Below are 22160 nucleotides of genomic sequence, written 5' to 3'. Positions count from 1 at the left end.
TGCCGATGAACGTAGAAACATTGCTGACAGATGAATATATCCGTAAGTATGAGGATGTTTGGCCGAACAAAACCATTCTGGATTACCTGGAAGCGGCCATTGAAAAAAACCCGGATAAGGATGCCATTATTGATAAGAAAAGCCGCTATACCTATAAAGAATTGGGAGAAATGGTGGAAAGAGTTGCACTGGGATTGCTGGAGTACGGCATTGGAAAAGGGGACGTCATATCGATTCAACTGCCCAATTGGAATGAATTTGTCATCCTTCATTATGCGGCGACACGAATTGGTGCTGTAACAAATCCGCTGATTCCGATTTATCGCGACCGGGAAATCGGATATATGGTCAGAATGGCAGAATCCAAAATGATTGTAGTTCCCGATACCTTTCGAGGATTTGACTATCCGGCGATGATTCAAAGGCTTTGGCCGGAATGGGAGAACCTGGAGCATGTATTTGTAATAGGGGAGAATGTTCCGGAAAAAATGGAAGCGTTTTCTGAGTTGATGGATATTCCATGGGAACGAATCAATGATCCCTCTGTGTTGGAAGATGTGGAACTTGACCCGAATGAACTGACCGAAATCATTTTCACTTCAGGGACTACTGGCGACCCTAAGGGTGTAATGCATACCCATAACACAATATGTGTCTCTACAAACTATTGGATCGACCGACTTCGTCTAACGGATGAAGACGTCATGTTCATGCCTTCTACTTTCGGCCACCAGACAGGGTTCGGTTACGGTATAAGACTCCCCACCCATTATGCAGGAACTGTTGTTTATCAGGATATATGGAATCCTGAGGAATTTATCGAACTTATAAAGAAAGAAAAGATAACATTTACGGCAAGTGCTACTCCTTTCCTTCAGGACATTGTGGAATTTGAAGGGATTGAAAACCATGATATCCAGTCATTAAGGGCTTTTGTGTCCTTAGGAGCCCCTATTCCGCGTCCGCTGGTCAGGGAAGCCAAGAAAAAAGTTGGGTTCAGCATCCTGTCCGGCTGGGGACAGTCGGAGAATGGTTTGGTGACCTTGACCTCCCTGGATGACTCAGAAGATAAGCTCATCAACACAGATGGGTATCCATTCCCGGGGATGGAAGTAAAAGTGGTCGCCCCCAATGGAGAAATTTGTCCCCCAGACGAGGAAGGTTCTCTGCTGAGCAGGGGGCCCGCACAATTCATCGGCTATTTAAAGCGTATGGACATTACCCGCCAGGAGCACGTAGACGGCTGGTTCATTACCGGTGATCGGGCAACCATGGATGCAGATGGGTATATCCGCATTACCGGCCGAAATAAGGATATCATCATCCGGGGAGGAGAGAACATCCCTGTAGCCTCTATGGAAAATACGCTATATGAACATGAAGACATCCAGGTTGCCCAGCTTGTAGCTATGCCAGATAAACGGCTGCAGGAAAAAGCCGTCGCCATCATAAGCATGAAGCCGAACAGAAAGCCGCTCACACTGAAAGATATCCAAGAATTTCTGGAGAGCAAAGGAGTGACAAAGCAGTACTGGCCGGAGCATTTGGAAGTAGTCAAGGATTTCCCGCGGACACCAAGCGGAAAAATCCAGAAATTCAAACTAAGGGAAATGATTAAAGAAAAAACAAATGCCTGAGCAGCAAAAATGTAACGGGAGGGATAGGAATGGTAGAAAAGGTAGCATTCATAACCGGAGCTGGTCGGGGAATCGGCCGGGAGATAGCTAGAACTCTAGCAGCAAAAGGAATGAACATTGTGGTCTCCGATATAAATATGGAAAATGCCGAGGAGACGGTTTCCATATTGAAAAAGGAGGAGAATGTGGAGGCAATTGCTGTAAGATGCGACGTTACCAGTTTGGAGAGTGTCCGGGAAGCCGTGCAGGAAGCAGTATCCCGCTTTGGTACCATTCATGTACTGGTGAATAATGCCGGTTGGGATAAGGTGGAGCCTTTCCTGAAAAGCGAACCAGAAACATGGAAGACGATCGTGAATATCAACCTGATGGGGCAGATCCATACTTGTAAAGAGATACTGCCGGTAATGATTGAAAATGGTTCAGGAAAAGTAATCAATGTAGCTTCCGATTCAGGCAGGGTCGGGTCCAGCGGGGAAGCCGTTTACTCCGCAGCAAAAGGAGGCATCATTTCCTTTACTAAAACCATTGCCCGGGAGATGGCCAGACATAAGTTGAACGTTAATTGCATCGCCCCGGGCCCAAGCAACACCCCCCTTATTGAAGAAATTGGCTCTTACAATGAAGGGATTGTGAAGGCTTTGGAGAAGGCCATACCATTCCGCAGATTAGCAGAGGCAAGGGATATTGCAAATGGTGTGGCGTTCTTTGCCTCGGAAGAAGCAGATTACATTACCGGACAGACACTTTCGGTTAATGGCGGGCTGACCATGGTATAACGAATATCGCCATCTCTTGAAGCAAACAAGCACTATGGGAGGTGCCTGGATGAAAGTAGATTTAAGTGGAAGAAACATCTTGGTTACAGGGGCCGCTAAAGGTATTGGCCGGGAGATAGCTCTGGAAGCTGGAAAGAATGGAGCTAATGTTGCCGTACATTATCGGACGTCTCGTCAAGAGGCTGAACAGACGGCAGAAGAGATTGCTTCCTATGGAGTGAAAACGGCAATCGTACAAGGGGATATTTCTGATTTTGAGCAGGTGAAAGAGGCAAAAGAAGAATTGACTCAGAAACTAGGCACCATTACTGGCATTGTGAACAATGCAGGAATGGCTCAGGTTAAGCCATTCTTCAGCTATGAACCTCAAGAGTGGAAAAGGGAGGTAGATGTCTGCCTGCACAGCGTCATGAATCTGGCATATTTGTTCATACCGGCAATGAGGGAAGCAGGATATGGGAAATTGATTAATATTGTTGGGGATTCGGCAAGGTTAGGGGATAAAAATTTAATTGTTTCGGGCGCGGCTAGAAGCGGGGCGATCAGTTTTATGAAATCGCTGGCGAAAGAGACAGGAAAAAACAATATCCAATGTAATAGTATAGCCTTGGGGATGATTGACCAGGGAGATTTTGACGAAGAAATCAAGCGTAAATTGGTCAAACAATATCCGCTAAGGAAGCTTGGGAGCGCCGAGGATGTGGCCGGTATGGCCATGTTCCTGCTTTCCGGTTCAGCCGATTGGGTCACCGGCCAGGTAATGGCAGTAAATGGCGGATACAGTATGATTGGCTGAGGAGAACCGGGGGCATTCCCGGTTCTTTTTAGGTAAGTGAAACCGGATTCCGACCCAGGAAGCAATTTCGGGGAAAGCTGACAAATGGCTTGTGTTATTATAATATTTTAATTAAAATCAAAAGTGTAAATAGACAGAATTTTATAGAGCTATTCGATCGGTTAGGTGGAGGAGTGTACAGCAAGTTTTCTGCATGTTCTTGGAAGCGCATTCAATAGAGGAGGCTAATAATGAAACAGGTTACCGTGGTAGGGTCCGGAGTAATGGGAAAAGGGATAGCTTATGCATTTGCCACTTCTGGTTTTAATGTGGTGCTCAATGATCTAAGTCAGGAGATACTTCAAAAGGCATCGGCCGATATTGCCGGTTTGATGGAGAAAAGTCACCAAAGAGGCTTTTTGTCGAAGGTTGAACTGGAGGCCGCCCAAGCCAACCTGCATATTGAAACAGATTTGTCTAAGGCGGCAGCACAAGCAGAATTGGTCGTGGAAGCGGTACTGGAGAAGATAGACCTGAAAATCAATATTTTTCAGCAGTTGGATGAAATTTGCCTGCCGCATGCCATCCTGGCAACTAATACATCAACCATGAGCCCCACGGAAATTGGGGCACAGACATCCCGCCCGGATAAAGTGATTGCCATGCATTTCTTTAATCCGGTCCATAAAATGAAATTGATAGAAGTCATCCGGGGGTTGGATACCTCTGAAGAAACGGTCAGCAAGGTCATGGGAATTTCGAGGCAGTTGGATAAAGAGCCGGTCGAAGTGAATGAGTTCCCAGGATTCGTGACATCCAGAATGAATTGCCTTATTGGGAATGAAGCAATGAATATGCTGATGGAAGGAGTCGCCACTGCCAAGGATATCGATAAAGCGATGAAGCTCGGATTGAATCACCCGATGGGACCGCTCGAGCTTGCGGATTTGGTGGGTCTGGACACCAGGCTGAGGAATATGGAATACCTTCACCATACGCTGGGGGAGAAGTACCGCCCATGTCCATTGCTCACGAAGTATGTAAAAGCCGGAAAGCTTGGAAAGAAGAGCGGAAAAGGATTCTATGACTACTCAAAAGGGAGAGTGGTCCACAATGTATGAAAATATAAAAACAGAGACGGATGAAGGGATATTTCGCCTGACATTGAATCGGCCGGACTCACGTAACGCGCTGGATGCCAGTATGCTTCAGGAAATGGAACAGGCGTTGAAAGAGGCGGAGAGCAATCCCGATATCAAGGTGATTGTCATCCAGGGAGCAGGGGGAAAGTCTTTCGCCGCAGGAGCCGATATAAAGCAGTTATATGAAAAACAGCCGCTTGACGCCTTGGTGCCGGGTATGCAGGGGCTGTATAACCAGATAGAGAATTTTCCGAAAGTGACCATCGCAGCGGTAAATGGGTTTGCGCTTGGTGGCGGCTGTGAATTGGCAATGGCCTGCGATATACGGGTGGCAACAAAGAAAGCAAAATTCGGTCTTCCTGAACTGAATCTGGGCATCATCCCAGGTGCGGGAGGAACCCAGAGGCTGGCGCGTCTCATCGGTAAGGGAAGGGCGATGGATATGATCCTTACCGGCCGCATCATCGATGGGGAGGAAGCGGAAAGAGTTGGACTGGCCACCTATTTCGTAGAGGGGGAAAGCGACCTTCTTTCGCAAATCGCCTCCATTTCAGACGCTATTGTGAAGAAGGGTCCGGTTGCGGTTCAGCTTGCCAAAATGGCCGTCCATAAAGGGTTTGATGTGGATGAAGGAACAGCCCAATGGATTGAAAAACTTTCACAGGCAGTGGTTTTCGGTACGGAAGATAAAAAGGAAGGAACCAAAGCGTTTATCGAGAAAAGGGATGCAGTATTTCAAAATAAATAAAAGGGGTTGGAAATATGGATTTCAGTATACCGGAAGACATTCAATTTCTTCGTGAAAATGTAAGGAAATTCGTAAGGGAAGAAGTAGAGCCTGTTGCCATGCAAATAGAAGAGGAAAACGAGATTCCTGAAAGCATTATTGAACAGTCGAAGGAAATGGGGCTCTTCAGTCTAAGCATCCCGGAGCAATATGGCGGTTTGGGGCTTGATATGGTCGGAAAATGTGCTCTATATGAAGAACTCGGAAAAACACATAACGGTTTTACGACGTTGATAGGAGCCCATACGGGGATAGGAAGTGTGGGGATTGTCGAACTCGGAACAGAGGAGCAGAAACAGAAGTACCTTCCCAAAATGGCTACGGGAGAGTGGATCGGAGCATTTGCGCTGACGGAGCCGAGTGCAGGATCCAATGCCGCCAACTTGAAAACGAGGGCTGTAAAAGAGGGAGATAAGTACATCATCAACGGCTCCAAGCATTATATTACCAATGCCGTGGATGGTCATGTATTTACCGTAATGGCAGTGACAGATCCAGATAAAGGAGCAAAAGGGATCACTTCCTTCATCGTAGAAAAAGATTTCCCCGGCTTCAGATTGGGTAGTGTAGAGGAAAAAATGGGGCTGAGGGGCTCCCACTCTGCGGAACTCTTCTTTGAGGATATGGAAGTTCCTGCAGAGAATGTACTTGGTGAAGAGGGTCAGGGCTATGTCAATGCCTTGAAAATATTGGCAAATGGCCGTGCCGGACTGTCTGCCCGCAATCTTGGATCCTGTGAACGTCTGCTGGAACACTGCTTGTCTTATGCAAGTGAGCGTGAGCAATTCGGTAAGCCGATCATCGAGGTGCAGACCGTACAGAATATGCTGGCGGATATCAGCATGCAGATTGAAGTGCTTCGCTCCATGACTTATCGGGTAGCTTGGATGACCGACCAGAAACAACGGGTGGTAAAAGAGGCCGCTATCGCGAAACTATTCGGTTCAGAGGTATACAACAAGGTAGCAGACCTTGCTGTACAGATCCATGGAGGAATCGGGTACATGAAAGATTATCCTATTGAACGCTATTACCGTGACGCACGTATTACCAAGATATATGAGGGAACTTCCGAAATTCAACGGAATATCATTGCAGGGGAACTGATTCGTGGAATGAAGAAGAGCCCCGTTTCTTAAGTCCTTCCCTATCTAAGATACGGTAGGGTGACGATGCAACAGCTTGTAAGAAGAATGGGGGGATTGCGATGAACGGCACACAGTCCTTGGCCATGCTGTCTTTTCCAGCCCTTGTCTTGGACGGAAAAGATAGATTGCTTGAATATAATGATCGATTGGAACAGCTAATCGGAGGGGCACCGGCCTCCGAGACCCCAATTAGGGCTATATTTTCTGCCTGGAAGAAAGAAGAAGATTCTAAATTAATAGAAGCAGCACATGGGGATAAGAGCTTTATTTTTATAGAAAGCATACAAGAAAAAGAGGGAGTCCGGTTTCTGGTGGGAACAGAAACCGACGAGCTCTCGCGCCTGCGGATGGAAAATAAAGAGCTTAAAAATTTGAACAGAGAATTGGATGCGGTGATAGAAAACTCCTATGACGGAATCTATATTACCGATCATAAGGGCAAGACATGGAAGACCAATTCTGCGATAGAAAGAATCACAGCTATCCCTAAAGAATACTATATCGGTAAAACTGTCGATGAACTGGTGGAAAGGGGCATTCTTAAGAACTCTGTTTCCAAGAAAGTAATGGAATTAAAACGGACGGTCTCCTATGTTCAGAAAAACTATGCCGGAAAAGAGACCCTTTTGACAGGTACACCGGTGTTCAATGAGGAAGGGAATATAGAAAAGATCGTTACGAATATCAGAGATCTTTCCGACCTTAACGAATTGCAGGAGAAACTGTCCAAGCTGAACCGATTGAATGACAAATATAAAGAAGAATTGTCACAATTAAAAGGAGAGGAAGGGCAGCGAAAAGGGGTGGTCGCCCAGAGTGTGTCCATGAAAAGAATCTTTGAAACTGCCGATCGGATCGCTAATATCGATGCCACAGTTCTCATCCTAGGTGAAACTGGGGTGGGGAAGGATGTATTGGCGAAGTATCTCTACGAGGAAAGTGTCCGGTCCAAGGAAGGGGAATTCCTGAAAATCAATTGTGGTGCCATCCCGCCGGAATTACTAGAATCAGAGTTATTTGGCTATGAGGGAGGTGCTTTTACCGGTGCCAGCAGAAACGGAAAACCGGGGATGTTTGAGCTGGCAGATAACGGGATGCTGTTTATGGATGAAATTGGAGAATTACCGTTGAATCTCCAAGTGAAGTTGTTGAGAGTCATCCAGGAGGGGGAGATACAGCGGATTGGAGGAGTCCAGACGAAGAATGTCGATGTCAGAATCCTCGCAGCCACTAACAGAAACCTTGAGGAAATGGTCGCTGCCGGTGAATTCCGCGGGGATTTGTATTATCGGTTGAATGTCATCCCGATCCATATTCCGCCTCTCCGGGAACGAAAGGATGATATCCTGCCGCTGATTCGGATGTTCCTGAATCAGGTCAACGATAAATATCAATTGAAAAAGGAGTTCGACAGGGGATTGAAGGAGTTTTTCCTTTCCTATGGCTGGCCGGGCAATATCAGGGAGTTGTCCAATCTTATTGAAAGGCTGGCAGTGACGTCCGATGGGGATATCATTCGTATGGATGATCTGCCGCCCGAGTACCAGCGGCGGGAGGGAGGAAAAGCAGAACCTGAGATCATTTCCTTGAAGGATGCTGCTGAAGCGGCGGAAAGGGAAATGATTGCCATTGCCGTGGAAAAATACCCAAACACATACGAGGTCGCCAAAGCTTTGAAAACCAGTCAGCCAACAATTGTAAGGAAAATGAAAAAATATGGAATCAAGTTCCACCACTGACAAAAGGGGAGAAGGATGATGAAAATAGGGGTAGCCGGGACAGGAGCTGTCGGCAGTTTTTTTGGCGGGAAATTGCAGCAGGGAGGATATGACGTAACATTTCTTGCAAGGGGAAAAACGTTGGAGGTATTAAAGGAGCAAGGACTGGTCATCAAGGGAGAGAAGGAAGACTTACATATTAACGGAAGGTTTACAGGAGACCCGATGGACCTTGCTGAAGCGGATCTTATATTATTTTCCGTAAAATCGAACGATACTGTTGCAATGGGCAGAAAGCTGCATTCCATCCTTAAAGAAGACGCATGTGTAATGACTCTGCAGAATGGTGTAGATAATGAAGAGATCCTTCAGGAGATATTCGGTCCAGATAGGGTATTGTCTGCTGCTACGTATGTTCAGGCGTTCAAGGAGCGCTCAGGGCAGGTGCGTCAGCAAGGAAGAGTAAAATTGGTGATGGGCGGATTAGCTCCCACAACGGCGGTAAAAGCAGAACAGGTAGCTAACTTGCTGAGCGCTGCTGGTATTGATACCAAGTATACTGGGAATATTTTGGAGAAGAAATGGCGGAAACTATTATGGAATGTGACCTTCAATCCTATATCTGCAGCAGCTGAATCGAGGATCGGTGAAGTTCTTGATTCCCGGGAACTTAGGCAGACAGCGGAGACCATTTGCAGAGAGGCGCTGGATACTGCAGCTGCACTTGGTATCGAAATGGACAGGGAGCGGGCTTTTGCGACCATTTTTTCCAATGCTGAATTGGCAAGGGAGCACCGGACTTCCATGCTGCAGGACCGTATGCAGGGAAAGGAGATGGAGGTTGAGTCGATGTGCGGGTATGTCGTCAAAAAAGCAAAGGAATTAGGAGTTCCTGTACCGGCACTGGAGACAATCTATCATCTGCTCACGTTTGTCAATGCTAGAAATTTGAGAAAGCAGAATGCAGAGCAGGCTCCAACTAAATAGAAGTGAAGCAAATGACCTTACAGTTGTTCTGTAAGGTTTTGTTTTTTTAGCAAACGAAGCTCGATTCAAAAATGGATTATTAATTCATTTTTGAATCGATAAATCACCCAATCATGATATTATTAATTCAATTATGAATTTTTTATAAATTCATTAAGGGGGTACCGAGATGGTCAAAAAATTTTCAAACCTTGTTATGAAAGCGTTTACTTAGTGTGTTCGGCAAGGCTAGATTAAGTTGGCACAATATTTGCTATATATTTAGTAAATACGATAAGCGGGGAGGAAAGTTTTATGACAGTGGCGGTTACTGACGAATTGCAGCAAATGAAGACCATGATAAAAAACTTTGCAGATAAAGAGGTGGAACCGTTCGCCCAGCAAATTGAGGATGAAGATGTAATTCCACAGCATTTAGTAGAAAAAGCAAAAGAATTGGGGCTGTTTGGCATCAGCATTCCAGAAGAATATGGCGGGATTGGGTTGAACGCTGTGGGGAAGACCGTCGTACTGGAGCAGCTGGGAAGGACCCACAATGGCTTTGTCTCCTTGATCAGCGCCCATACAGGGATTGGAAGCACCGGTCTTGTAAAACTGGCATCCGATTATTTGAAGCAAAAGTACCTACCGGATATGGCGGCAGGAAGCAGGATAGGTGCATTTGCACTTTCTGAACCAGGAGCCGGCTCTGACGCAACCAATCTTGCTACACAAGCAGAAAAAAGGGGAGGAAGCTGGATCCTGAATGGCACGAAGCACTTTATCACGAATGCCCCTGTGGCTGATGTTTTTACTGTATTTGCCTTGACCGATAAGCAAAAAGGGGCAAAAGGCGGCATCACAGCATTCCTGGTAGAACGTGACTTCCCCGGCCTCACCATTGGCAAGAAAGATAAGAAAATGGGGTTGCGTGGATCCTATACTGCCCAGTTGATCTTCGAAGACTGTGTCGTGCCGGAGGAGAATGTGATTGGTGAAGTGGGCATGGGCTATATGAATGCATTGAAAATTCTTGGAGAAGGCCGGGTCGGATTGGCTTCACGTGCAGTGGGTTCATGTGACAAATTGATCGAGTTATCCGCTTCCTATGCGAAGGAGAGAGTGCAATTTGGCAAGCCGATTGCCGGAAATCAAGCCATCCAATGGATGCTTGCAGATATGGCAACTGAAACAGAGGCAGCTCGTGCACTGACAATGAAAGCAGCTGAAATGATTGACGACGGTAAAAAGGTAATCAAAGAGGCGGCGATGGCGAAGTTATTTGCTTCCGAGGTATTTAATAAGGTTGCCGATAAAGCATTGCAGATTCATGGGGGAATTGGTTATATCGGAGAATATCCAGTGGAGCGTTTCTATCGTGACGCAAGGATTACAAAGATTTACGAAGGAACGAACGAAATACAACGTCTGATTGTGGCACGAAAAATCCTGGATGAAAATTGAGGTGTAAAATGAATACTTTCGACTTATTTCAATTAAGAGGGAAAGTTGCTCTTATCACTGGCGGAGGAAGAGGAATCGGCTATCAGATTGCCGAGGCATTGTCTGATGCGGGTTGTTCGATAGCGGTTTGCTCAAGGAAATTGGCAGCATGTGAAGCCGCTGCAGCAGAATTGTCTGCGAAAGGGATAGAAGCGAAGGCGTATGCCTGTGACCTGGGAAATGAGGAGGACGTTCAGCGAACCGTTCAGGATGTCATCAGGGATTTCGGTAAAATCGATATTCTTATCAACAACAGCGGCACCACCTGGGGAGCCACTGTGGAGGATATGCCTTTGGAAGCATGGGAGAAAGTGATGAAGGTCAATGTAACCGGAACGTTTCTTATGTCACAAGCAGTCGGCAGGACCATGATCGAGAGAAAAAGCGGGAAAATCATCAATATAGCCTCTGCCGCCGGGTTAAAGGCAGAGCCGCCGGAAGTTTTGAATGCCATTGGCTATAGTACGAGTAAAGCGGCTGTCGTGCATTTTACCAGAGACCTGGCAAGGAAGTGGGCGCAGCATGGCATTTATGTCAATGCAATTGCACCGGGATTTTTCCCGACTAAAATGACGAAAGCAGTACTGGAAAAAAGCGGTGATACAATAAAGGGTAAAAATCCGCTCAACAGAATCGGCGATGACCATGCCATCAAAGGTGTTGCTTTACTACTGGCAACGGAAGCCAGTGACTTTATGACCGGTCAAATCATAAGTGTGGACGGCGGAAGCACTTTATAGGAAATGGGGTGAAATGACATGTCGGCAGATGCAGTGAATGCAGGAAAAATTGATACTACCATTGAGGAGCAGCCGTCGTACGCGGAGAAGATTTGGAAGGATAGAAAAGCTAAATGGAATGGTTCCAGGATGATTGTGCTGCTGATTTCTCTATTGGCTATAGGGCTGTCTGTTTTTCACATTTATACGGCAGGCTTCGGTACATTGCCATCTTGGGAGCAGCGGAGTATCCACGTCCTATGGGCAATGCTGCTGATCTTTCTATTATTTCCGTTCCGAAAGGGGAAAAGCTTCGGAATCATCGATGTCGTCGTTGTATTGCTGACCGTAGCTACAGCGGGATACATGATAGGCCAGGCAGAAGCGATTCAAAGCAGACAGGGTAATATCAATAGTACGGATATGCTGTTCGGCTCCTTGTTTATTGCTTTGGTACTGGAAGCCACGAGAAGGACGAATGGAATCCTGATGGCGGGGATCGGTGTATTCTTCCTAGTATATACCATGTTTGGGCAGTTCTTTCCTGGGGCCCTTGCACATCCGGGCATCCGTTATGAGAAGATGGTGGATCACATGTTCAGCGGAACACTGGGAATTTTCAGCGAACCTATCTATGTGAGTTCCACCGTTCTGATTTTGTTTGTCATCTTCGGCTCCTTCCTGATGAGGTCAGGGGGAGGGCAGTTTTTTACCGATGCTGCGTTCGGCCTGCTTGGCAATAAAACAGGGGGGCCGGCTCTTTCCTCCGTTGGATCGAGTGCCCTTGTGGCGACCATCACGGGAAATGGGGCCGCAAATGCCGCGATAACTGGTTCGTTCACTATTCCGTTAATGAAAAAGCTTGGGTATAATAAGAAGTTTTCAGCGGCAGTGGAAGCGGTAGCTTCCCAGGGTGGTCAGATCATGCCGCCGATTATGGGTGCTTCCGTGTTTATCATGGCGGAGACTGTCGGCATTCCGTACATACAGCTGGTTTTGTTTGCATTGATACCAGCTGTCATCTACTTCTTTATTGCAGGAATGGTTGTCTATTTTCATGCAAAGCGCATGAAAATGGCCGGCATCCCGAAAGAGCAGCTCCCGGATTTTAGGATTGTCTTGTTAAAGCAGGGATATCTGTTCCTGCCGATCCTTCTTATCATCGGATTAATGATCTATGGCTTTAGTCCAATGAAGGCCGGCTTCTATGCTGTCATTGCCACTATTGTCCTGAGCTGGATCCGAAAAGCAACGAGAATGAACTTACTGGATATTCTTGCTGCCCTGGAAAGCGGGGCAAGGAGTGCTCTTACCGTCATCGCCGCCTGTGCGACCGCCGGCATCATTGTCGGTTCCGTATCATTGACAGGGCTTGGAATCACTTTCTCCAGGTTTGTCATTGATGTGGCAGGACAGAATCTATTATTGCTGCTCATTCTGGTGGCAGCGGCCTCCATCATAATGGGAATGGGCATGCCGACTGTTTCAGCCTATGTAATTTTGGCCGTCCTGGGAGCACCGGCCTTGATTGAACTAGGGGTAAATGTAGTTGCTGCACATATGTTTGTTTTCTATTTTGGTGTTCTGTCCGGGCTGACACCACCAGTTGCCATCACGGCTTACACAACGGCCGGAATTGCCGGAGCGGATCCATTCAAGACAGCGCTTTATTCGATGAAAATAGGTCTGGGCGGATTTTTTGTCCCATTTATTTTCGCTTATAATCCTGTCTTGCTGATGCAAGGGGGAAGTACAGGGGAAATTATCCTTGCTATTGGAAGCGCATTCATCAGCTGTGTATTTTTTGCAGCTGCCTTGGAGGCGTATCTGTTTGGGGAATTGGGGTCATTCAAGCGGTCCATTAGTATTCTTGCAGCAATATTCCTTGTAATGCCTGGAGTTTATGGGGATATCGCTGGCCTGGCATTGGCTATTGGATTAGTTGTATGGCAATGGAGGCTTAGGAAGACCAGCATGGAAGAAGCAAAAAAAATAATTTGATAAATGGAAGGTGAAAATATGAAAAAACTTTTGACGATTGCCATCTTGTTTATTGCGGTTATATTGACTGCCTGCGGTGGGGAGGAAACTTCCGGATCAGACGGCCAGCCATCTGCCCCTGATAAATTCCTGCAGATCGGATCAGGTCCCATGGGTTCAGGCTGGTATCCCATCACGACGACCATGACAGAAATATACTCTTCAGAGTTCAATGGATTGAATGCCACACAGTTGGAGGGGGGATCCACGGCAAATCTGAAATCACTGCAAGTGGGAGATATTCAGATGGGGTTGAATTACACACCGGATTTTATTGCGGCACTGGAAGGGGGAACCGGATTTGATGAACCAATTGAAGATATTGCAGCTATTGCGGCTATCTATCCGGTTTTTCAAACGATTGCTACCACTGCAGATAATGACGACATCGAGTCCATTGAGGATATTGTCGATAAACATATCTTTCTTGGGCCTAAAGGCGGTGGAGGGCCGGTAGCCTTCTGGAAGATGATGGAGGAATATGGAATTGATGAACAAACCATTGAAGAGGCTGGGGGGAAGGTTTCCTATGGTAATTACTCCGATGGGGCTTCGATGCTGAAGGATGGGAATGTCGATGTATTTCTCGGCGGTGGGGCGCCATTCATCCCGGCATTGCAGGAAATAGAATTGACCAGCCCAATCAAAGTGATCCCAATTGATGAAGAGAAATTGGAAAGCATCGAGGAAAAAGGGATTGGCATCACAGCCGGTGAACTGCCGGCCGGAACGTACGATGGAATAGACGAAGAGGTTCCGACATATGTGATGGAAACGATGATTACCGTGAGGGCTGACCTGGAAGAAGAGTATGTCTATAATTTGACTAAAATATTCTGGGAAAATCTGTCCTCTTTTGAAGAGCAAGTTCCAGAACGTGCAGAGAATTTCACCTTGGATACAGCTTTAAATGGAATCGAGACAGAAACCCTCCACCCAGGAGCCAAAAAATACTATGAAGAAGAAGGGGTGCTTGAATAATAGTCAGCAATTATTAAATCACAGGGGGAGGTTGAGAACCTTTTGCAGAATCTTAAAGAACGTAGATGGTATAAGGCCTATCCGGAGGCAATGAAGAAGGAGCTTCGAATACCAGAGGTTTCTGTCTATTCCCTTTTGGAGGAAACCACTGTCCGCTGTCCTCACCGTCAGGCCGTCATACAGGACGGGGATTCCCTCACCTATCAGGAGTTGAAGGAGCAAGCCGACCGCCTTGCAGGGGCTTGGAAGCGTCTTGGATTAGCTAGGGGGGAGCGGATCGGTTTAATGGTATCCAATGACCCAAGCTATATTATTGCCTACTATGCTGCCATGAAATTGGGGATGGTCGTGGTTCAAATCAATCCGCGATATACGGCAAGGGAATTGCTTCAGATTGCAAGTGATGCTGAAGTGGCTGCCATCACCGTGGAGGAGAATACGGCTGAAACAGTGAGACAGCTGGAAGGATTATATGAATTTAAGCATATATTCATTGCCGGATCACCGCACCGGACAGAAGCTTCTTTGGAATCACTGATAGCCCAATCCAAGCCGTTGGAGAAGGAGGCACCAGTCACCCCAAAGGAGGATACGGCAGTTATCCAATACACTGGGGGAACCAGCGGGGTAATAAAGGGGGCTAAGCTGTCCCATTATAATCTGGTTGCCAATGTGATTCAGAGCTATGCGATGTATGGGGAAGATATGGAATTTGGAAAGGAAACCGTGCTGACTGCTACTCCGCTCTATCATGTGTATGCTATGACAAGCGGCATGAATCTAGGAATATATATTGGTGCGACCAATCTATTAATCAAGAAATTTGCTGTGGATGATGTACTGGAAAAAATCAAAGAATACCAGCCGACATTTTTTCCAGGTGTGCCGCGCATGTACAATGCATTCATTAATCACTCCAAGGTGAGAGAGTATGGCCTTGATTGCCTGAAATTCTGTTCCAGCGGTTCGGCGCCCTTGCCGATGGAGGTCATCCGTCAATTTGAAAGCATCACCGGTGCCGTGATCGGAGAAGGGTTCGGCTTGTCGGAAGCTTCCCCTTCCACACACCGCAATCCGCCAAAGGGGATCAGGAAGGTGGGAAGCATCGGTATTCCGCTGCCGGGAACCGACAGCAAGATCGTGGATGAAGACAGCAAGGAACTGCCGGCAAATTCCGTAGGCGAATTGGTGATCAAGGGTCCGCAGATTATGAAGGGATATTGGAACAATGAAGAGGAAACAAGGAAGAGTTTAAAAAATGGATGGCTATATACCGGTGATTTGGCCATTCAGGATGAGGACGGCTATTTCTTCATCGCGGGCAGAAAAAAAGAAATGATCATCAACGGCGGTTTCAATGTCTATCCCCAGGAAGTCGAAAATGTGCTGTATGAGCATCCGGACATCCAGGAATGTGCAGTGGCAGGTATACCCGACCCACAACAAGGAGAGGTCGTCAAGGCTTATATTGTCGCCAAACAGGGGGCTTCCATCGACTTGGAAGAATTGAAAGGGTTCTGTTACCGCAGTCTCACCCCTTATAAAGTGCCAAAGCAGTTTGAAGTCATGGAAACACTGCCAAGGAATACCGTTGGGAAGATATTGAAGCGCAAGCTGGTAGAAGCCGAGGAGGGAAGGGATCAGAAGGAGGAGATATGAGTGACAGTGGAGAATATTAAAACTATTGGGGTAATTGGTGCTGGAACAATGGGGGCACAGATTGCCATGGTCTGTGCAGTAAGCGGATATGATGTAGTGCTTCAGGATATAGATGAAGCCAGCCTACAAGGTGCTAAACAATCGTTAAAACCCCGGATGGACCGATGGGTGGAGAAAAACCGGCTGACAAAAAAGGAGGTGGATCAAGCCTTTGGACGATTGTCGCTGGTGACAAATCTGAATTTTGTTAAAGAAGCTGATTTCATCATCGAAGCTGTGGTGGAAAAAATCGATGTCAAAAAAAGCTTGTTCAACAAGCTTGAACAAGTCACCAAGGAGGATGCCATCCTGGCTACGAACAGCTCGACGATTGTCAGCTCCAAAATCGCCGAGGATCTAAAAAGGCCGCAGAATGTCTGTAATGTCCATTTTTTCAATCCGCCACTGAAAATGGAGTTGGTGGAGGTAGTCAAAGGACAGCATACTTCAGATCAAACAGCTGATACGGCGGTGGAATTGATCGAATCTCTAGGGAAAATCCCCGTCCTGCTGAAGAAAGAGATTTCGGGATTTATCGCCAACCGCATTCTCGGCAAGCTGATGGATGAAGCGGTCTTTCTCCTGGAGAACGGCTATGCCACCCATGAAGAAATAGACTTGGTCTGTAAGAAGGCATTGAACCATCCAATCGGCCCGTTTGCCCTCATGGACCTGACAGGAATTGATGTGAATTACTTCGTCAGGATGCAGCGTTACCAGGAAAGCGGCAAGGAGGAGGATAAACCTGCGCAAATTGTAGCTGAAAAAGTAGAAAAAGGTGAGTTAGGGCGTAAGACAGGCAAAGGATTCTATCAATATACTTAACGAAGAGGAGTGGGAATATGAATATCTATGTTTTATTGAAAAAGACGTTTGATACCGAGGAAAAAATCAATGTATCCAATGGGCAGATTGAAGAGGATGGTGCTGAGTTCATCATCAATCCATATGATGAATATGCCGTGGAAGAGGCCATTGTCCAGCGAGAGGAACATGGAGGCGAAGTGACTGTGGTGACCGTAGGGGATGAGGAGTCGGAGAAACAGCTGCGTACCGCCCTTGCCATGGGTGCCGACAAAGCGGTGCTGATCAATACAGAAGAAGACTTGGAAGATGGTGACCAGTACACGACGGCAAAAATTTTGGAAGCTTTCTTTGAGGATAAAGAAGCAGACCTTATTCTGGCGGGGAATGTAGCTATTGATGAGGCAAGCGGGCAGGTCGGTCCGAGACTGGCAGAAGCTTTGGATATCCCATACGTGACAACAATTACCGGCCTGAAGATTGACGGGGACACAGCCAGCATCGAAAAGGATGTAGAAGGAGATGTCGAAGTAGTCGAAAGTACGCTTCCATTGCTTGTCACCTGCCAGCAGGGGCTCAATGAACCAAGATACCCATCCCTCCCAGGCATCATGAAAGCCAAGAAAAAGCCGTTGGAGGAATTGGAAATTGATGATTTGGATCTGGAGGAAGATGAATTGGAGCCAAAGACTAAAACCATTAATATTTTCCTTCCGCCCGAGAAGGAAGCAGGAAGAGTTCTGGAAGGCGAATTGGATGACCAGGTAAAAGAGCTGGTAACACTTTTGAAAGAAGAAAAGAAAGTACTGTAACGTCGGATAAATCTATTAAAACCTGGAGGGAGAATAAACATGACTAAACTATTGGTTATCACTGAAAATAGAGATGGAGAATTAAGAAACGTATCCTTTGAGGCGGTGGCAGCTGCGAAAAAAATGAATGAGGCTGCAGAAGTAGTCGGGGTCGTTTTGGGCAGCGGAAATCTCGAGAAGTTGGGGAATGAAATCATTCGATTTGGTGCAGACCGTGCGATTACGGTGAGCCATGAAAAGCTGGAAGACTATACATCAGAGGGCTATGGCCAGGCAGTTCTTGCTGTAATTGAAGATGAATCCCCGGATGGAATAGTCATGGGGCATACTTCCATCGGAAAAGACTTGACTCCGAAGTTGGCTGCTAAATTGGATAGCGGGCTCATTTCCGATGTGGTTGATATTTCTGATGAAGATGGTCAGCCAGCCTTCACCCGCCCTATATATTCCGGCAAGGCTTTTGAAAAGAAAGTCATTGCGGAAGGGTCTACGTTAGTGACGATCCGCCCGAATAATATAAAACCATTGGAGGAGGATGAATCACGCAATGGGGAGGTCATCTCCAAGGATGTGGATATTGCAGATGCCCGCACCATTATCAAAGATGTTATCCGCAAAGCTTCTGAAGGGGTGGATCTTTCCGAAGCGAATGTGGTTATTGCCGGTGGACGCGGCGTGAAGAGCGAAGAAGGCTTCCGGCCATTATATGAACTTGCGGAAGTATTAGGCGCGGCAGTTGGTGCTTCCAGAGGGGCATGTGATGCCGAGTATTGCGACTATGCGCTGCAGATCGGACAGACAGGAAAAGTGGTGACACCGGATCTGTATATCGCTGTCGGCATTTCCGGTGCAATCCAGCATCTCGCAGGTATGTCCAATTCCAAGGTCATTGTAGCAATCAATAAAGACCCGGAAGCAAACATTTTCAATGTGGCCGACTATGGCATTGTCGGCGATCTCTTTGAAGTGGTGCCGAAACTCACGGAAGAGTTGAGGCAGTTGAAGGTCGGAGTCTGATAGAACATAGGGGGGGATGAGGGTGAAGGAAAGCTATGTAATTGTCAGTGCAGTCAGGACGCCAATCGGGACATACGGGGGTTCTTTGAAAGATATTGGCTCCGGACATTTGGCATCCATTGTTATTAAGGAAGCAGTGCAGCGCGCCGGCCTGCCTGCTGACCAGGTGGATGAAGTAATTATGGGGGAGGTGCGGCAGACCACGGAATCTTCCAATATTGCAAGGGTGGCTGCATTAAGGGCTGGTGTCCCGGAAACGGCGCCGGCCTATACAGTGAACCGCCTGTGTGCATCAGGCATGCAGGCGGTCACCTCCGGCATTCAGCAGATTGCGTTTGGTCATGCTGATATCGTAACAGCCGGCGGCACCGAAAGTATGAGCAGATCACCGATTTACTTGAGGCATGCACGGTTTGGCGGGGACAGGCCGGAAATGGTGGATTCCAATAAAGAAGCGGGACAACAGCCGAAGGAAATCTATGGCAGCAATTTGGGAATGGGCATCACTGCGGAAAATGTCGCAGAAAAATATGAAATATCAAGAGAGGATCAGGATGCTTTCGCCCTAGAGAGTCAGCGGAGAGCAAGCAAGGCCATCGGAGAGGGGCGCTTTAAGGATGAAATTGTTCCGATAGAAGTCAAACAAAAGAAAAGCTCTTTCCTGTTGGAACAGGATGAACATCCACGTCCGCAGACGACCTTGGAGAAACTGTCTAAATTGAAGCCTGCCTTCAAAGAGGGAGGTACGGTTACGGCAGGAAATGCCTGTGGCCGGAATGATGGTGCATCTGCCTTAGTGATCTTGAAGGAGGAAAGGGCGAAGGAGTTGGGTTTGAAACCGCTGGCTCGGATTGTCGACTGGGCCACATCGGGAGTATCGCCGGAGATTATGGGGATTGGCCCGATTCCCGCCGTGAACAGTTTGCTGGAAAGAACCTCCAGGCAAATAGGGGATATTGATCTGTTTGAGTTGAATGAAGCATTTGCCGCACAGTCACTTGCCGTCATCCGGGAACTTGGCCTTGATCAGGAAAAGGTGAATGTAAATGGTGGAGCCATCGCCTTGGGGCATCCGGTGGGGTCCAGCGGCGCCAGAATTATTACAACGCTCCTCCATGAGTTGATCAAAAGGAAAGAACAAACAGGGATAGCGACACTTTGCGCTGGCGGTGGCCAGGGGATGGCCATCATGATTGAGCAATTGTAACTATACGAGAGAATTACAGAAAGGTGAAGGTTGATGTCCAAGCGAATAGAGGACGTAAGGAAAAGCTTCGAAAACAGTCCATTCTTTACCCATATTGGCTTTGAAATAGTGGAATTTGAGGAAGGAAATACACGCCTTAAACTTCCCATTACTAGTGAACTGTTGAATGCCAATGATTCCCTGCATGGCGGGGTGCACGCCACGATGCTTGACCTTAGTCTAGGTATGGCCGTCCGTTCCGTAACGAAAACCCGCTGTACGACCATCAGCCTCAACGTGAATTATCTCTCTCCTTCAACAGAAGGCGTGGTTTTCGCCACGGGGAGAATTCTGAAACAGGGGTATCGTATGGTGGTGGCGGAAGCGGAAATGGTGGATGAAGCTGGGAACATGCTGGCAAAGGGGATAGGAACTTATAAACTAATCAGGGATTAGAAGAATGAGGTTGGGACGAACTAAAACTTTTTACTTAAAAGAGAATTAGCAAAGGGAATTTGCGTAGACACGTACGGGAGGAAGGCCTGGTTGAGCCCCGGGGACGTAGCCCTCGGAGGCTCAGGCGCCGCCCGTGGAAAATTCGGGGCACATTTCCGGAGCGGCTACTCCTACATAAGATTTCCAGCTAGTTCTTTTTTTCTTTTGATTTAACATTTTTGGTCCCAGGCTCTTTTCTTAAAATAGTTCGAAAAACACATTGTAATATTCACATGCTTTGTTATAATATATATTAAATATTCAGAACATACTAACCGGTCAATATGTGAGCGGTCCTAAAAAATTATTCAAAGGAAGGAAATGTGAATGGAAAAGCCATGGCTAAATCACGTCGCCGAAGGGAATCCACAGGAAATAGACATTCCTGAAATCCCTCTGACGAAGTTATTTGAACAGTCTGTGCTAAAGTTTCCGAATCATACTGCTGTTACATTCAATGGCAGGGCCTATACTTACAGCCAGCTGGATCGGCTGATAAAGAATGTGGCAGCCTCCTTGAAAAATGTAGGAGTCAAGCAAGGGGACAGAGTCGCCCTGATGCTCCCAAACTGCCTGCAATACCCGATCAGTTATTATGCCACCTTGCTTTGTGGCGCTACCATTGTCCAGGTGAATCCCATGTATAAATCTTCGGAACTGCTACACGTCTTGAATGATGCAGGAGCCGGGGTGCTGATCGCACTGGATAGATTACTCCCGGCTGTAGAAGAAGTGATCGGCCAAACAGGAGTGGATGCACTTATTCCGGTTTCTTTTGAAAGCGATTGCAAGTTCAATGATTATATGAAAGATAATGGTCATCCACTCCCCGACGCAACTATAGATCCGAAAGAAGACATAGCAGTCCTGCAATATACGGGGGGTACTACAGGTCGTTCCAAAGGTGCAATGCTGACTCACTATAATCTGGTGGCGAATACGCTGCAGAGTTATGCCACATCCAAGGTGCGGACACAGATTGGAGAAGAAAGGGTGCTCACCATTTCTCCGCTGTTCCATGTGTATGGCATGACCAGCTGCATGAACCTGACCTTTTATATTGGAGGAAACTTGATCCTGGTCCCGAAATTTGATGTGGAACAGACCGTGGAAATCATAGAAAAGCTCAAACCGACCATCTTTCCAGGAGTGCCGACCATGTTTATTTCACTGTTGGATTATTATAAGAAAAGGAAATTTGATTTAACCAGTCTGCGGACATGTACGAGCGGTTCTGCACCGCTTCCGGTAGAAGTATTGAAGAAATTCAACGAAACGAGCGGTACCAATGTAGCAGAAGGATATGGCCTGTCCGAAGCTTCTCCGGTCACCCATCGGAATCCGATTACGGGCATGCAGAAGCCTGGAAGTATAGGCATTCCCATTCCGAACACGGATGCCAAGATAGTCGAGTCTGCAACAGGGGAGGAAGAACTGGATATAGGAGAGGTCGGGGAACTGGTGATAAAAGGTCCGCAGATTATGAAGGGTTACTGGAACATGCGGGAAGAAACAGAGAACGTGCTCAGGGATGGCTGGCTGTACACCGGTGATTTGGCAAAAATGGATGCTGATGGTTTTTTCTATATTGTAGGCAGGAAAAAAGAGATGATCATTGCCAGTGGATATAATGTTTATCCAGTAGAAGTGGAAGACGTGATTTATACCCACCCTAAAGTGCTGGAGGCCGCTGTGATTGGTGTGCCGGATAAATATAGGGGAGAAACGATCAAGGCAGTAGTAGTCCCAAAGGATAAGGAAAAGCTTGGGGAAGATGAGCTGATGGACTATTGCCGACAGAGACTCGCAGCCTATAAAGTACCCCGGTCGGTGGAAATTGTCAGTGAACTGCCGAAAACCACGGTAGGCAAAATATTAAAAAGGTCGTTGGTTAAAACATATTCATAGATTGGCTGCGCATATAAAATACTGACTAGTTAGTATGCGGTAAAT

General features: G+C 47.0%; 19 protein-coding genes. All 19 read left to right on the top strand.

Features of this window, described 5'->3' with window-relative positions; all coding sequences use genetic code 11:
- Positions 1–5 precede the first annotated feature (5 nt).
- The 19 genes from ACFODW_RS15310 (at position 6) to ACFODW_RS15220 (ending at position 22115) form a co-directional block, all read left to right on the top strand.
- Positions 6–1637, top strand: a complete 1632-nt coding sequence (locus tag ACFODW_RS15310) for an AMP-binding protein (protein ID WP_390307662.1) — start codon at positions 6–8, stop codon at positions 1635–1637.
- Positions 1638–1666: 29 nt separating this feature from the next.
- Positions 1667–2416 carry an SDR family NAD(P)-dependent oxidoreductase gene (locus ACFODW_RS15305; protein WP_390307661.1) on the top strand — a complete coding sequence of 250 codons (750 nt, stop codon included), beginning with the start codon at positions 1667–1669 and terminating at the stop codon, positions 2414–2416.
- Between the two features lie 49 nt (positions 2417–2465).
- Positions 2466–3212: an SDR family NAD(P)-dependent oxidoreductase gene (locus ACFODW_RS15300; protein ID WP_390307660.1), complete on the top strand. Its 747-nt coding sequence runs from the start codon at positions 2466–2468 to the stop codon at positions 3210–3212.
- A 230-nt stretch (positions 3213–3442) separates the two neighbouring features.
- Positions 3443–4312 (top strand): 3-hydroxyacyl-CoA dehydrogenase, encoded by an 870-nt coding sequence (locus tag ACFODW_RS15295; RefSeq protein WP_390307659.1) that lies wholly within the window; start codon positions 3443–3445, stop codon positions 4310–4312.
- Positions 4305–5081, top strand: a complete 777-nt coding sequence (locus tag ACFODW_RS15290; RefSeq protein ID WP_390307658.1) for an enoyl-CoA hydratase/isomerase family protein — start codon at positions 4305–4307, stop codon at positions 5079–5081. Before ACFODW_RS15295 ends, ACFODW_RS15290 begins: the two co-directional genes overlap by 8 nt.
- 14 nt (positions 5082–5095) lie before the next feature.
- Positions 5096–6259, top strand: coding sequence for an acyl-CoA dehydrogenase family protein (locus tag ACFODW_RS15285; protein WP_390307657.1), 1164 nt, complete (start codon positions 5096–5098; stop codon positions 6257–6259).
- 68 nt (positions 6260–6327) lie between these two features.
- A complete protein-coding gene (locus ACFODW_RS15280; protein ID WP_390307656.1) occupies positions 6328–8007 on the top strand; it encodes a sigma-54 interaction domain-containing protein in 1680 nt (559 codons plus the stop codon).
- A gap of 18 nt (positions 8008–8025) precedes the next feature.
- The gene (locus ACFODW_RS15275; protein ID WP_390307655.1) at positions 8026–8973 is read left to right on the top strand and encodes a ketopantoate reductase family protein; all 948 of its coding nucleotides are present in this window, start codon (positions 8026–8028) and stop codon (positions 8971–8973) included.
- Positions 8974–9267: 294 nt separating this feature from the next.
- On the top strand, positions 9268–10416 hold the full coding sequence (locus tag ACFODW_RS15270) for an acyl-CoA dehydrogenase family protein (RefSeq protein ID WP_390307654.1): 1149 nt from the start codon (positions 9268–9270) through the stop codon (positions 10414–10416).
- An 8-nt stretch (positions 10417–10424) separates the two neighbouring features.
- Positions 10425–11195, top strand: coding sequence for an SDR family oxidoreductase (locus ACFODW_RS15265; protein ID WP_390307653.1), 771 nt, complete (start codon positions 10425–10427; stop codon positions 11193–11195).
- 18 nt (positions 11196–11213) lie between these two features.
- The gene (locus ACFODW_RS15260; protein ID WP_390307652.1) at positions 11214–13175 is read left to right on the top strand and encodes a TRAP transporter permease; all 1962 of its coding nucleotides are present in this window, start codon (positions 11214–11216) and stop codon (positions 13173–13175) included.
- Between the two features lie 18 nt (positions 13176–13193).
- Positions 13194–14195, top strand: a complete 1002-nt coding sequence (locus tag ACFODW_RS15255) for a TAXI family TRAP transporter solute-binding subunit (RefSeq protein WP_390307651.1) — start codon at positions 13194–13196, stop codon at positions 14193–14195.
- A gap of 42 nt (positions 14196–14237) precedes the next feature.
- Entirely contained in the window at positions 14238–15854 is a 1617-nt protein-coding gene (locus ACFODW_RS15250) for a long-chain-fatty-acid--CoA ligase (RefSeq protein ID WP_390307650.1), read from the top strand.
- A complete protein-coding gene (locus ACFODW_RS15245; protein WP_390307649.1) occupies positions 15855–16718 on the top strand; it encodes a 3-hydroxyacyl-CoA dehydrogenase family protein in 864 nt (287 codons plus the stop codon). It begins immediately after the preceding gene.
- A 17-nt stretch (positions 16719–16735) separates the two neighbouring features.
- Positions 16736–17509: an electron transfer flavoprotein subunit beta/FixA family protein gene (locus ACFODW_RS15240; RefSeq protein WP_390307648.1), complete on the top strand. Its 774-nt coding sequence runs from the start codon at positions 16736–16738 to the stop codon at positions 17507–17509.
- A 39-nt stretch (positions 17510–17548) separates the two neighbouring features.
- Positions 17549–18526, top strand: coding sequence for an electron transfer flavoprotein subunit alpha/FixB family protein (locus tag ACFODW_RS15235; protein WP_390307647.1), 978 nt, complete (start codon positions 17549–17551; stop codon positions 18524–18526).
- 16 nt (positions 18527–18542) lie between these two features.
- Positions 18543–19733 (top strand): thiolase family protein, encoded by a 1191-nt coding sequence (locus ACFODW_RS15230; protein ID WP_390307646.1) that lies wholly within the window; start codon positions 18543–18545, stop codon positions 19731–19733.
- Between the two features lie 33 nt (positions 19734–19766).
- A complete protein-coding gene (locus ACFODW_RS15225; protein WP_390307645.1) occupies positions 19767–20168 on the top strand; it encodes a PaaI family thioesterase in 402 nt (133 codons plus the stop codon).
- A 366-nt stretch (positions 20169–20534) separates the two neighbouring features.
- Positions 20535–22115: a long-chain-fatty-acid--CoA ligase gene (locus ACFODW_RS15220; RefSeq protein WP_390307644.1), complete on the top strand. Its 1581-nt coding sequence runs from the start codon at positions 20535–20537 to the stop codon at positions 22113–22115.
- Positions 22116–22160 lie beyond the last annotated feature (45 nt).

Source organism: Virgibacillus sediminis (assembly GCF_042643265.1).
GTDB classification, from domain to species: Bacteria; Bacillota; Bacilli; order Bacillales; family Amphibacillaceae; genus Virgibacillus_O; species Virgibacillus_O sediminis.
The sequence above is the reverse complement of the archived record's forward strand: the minus strand, read 5'-3'. Positions and strand labels throughout refer to the sequence as shown.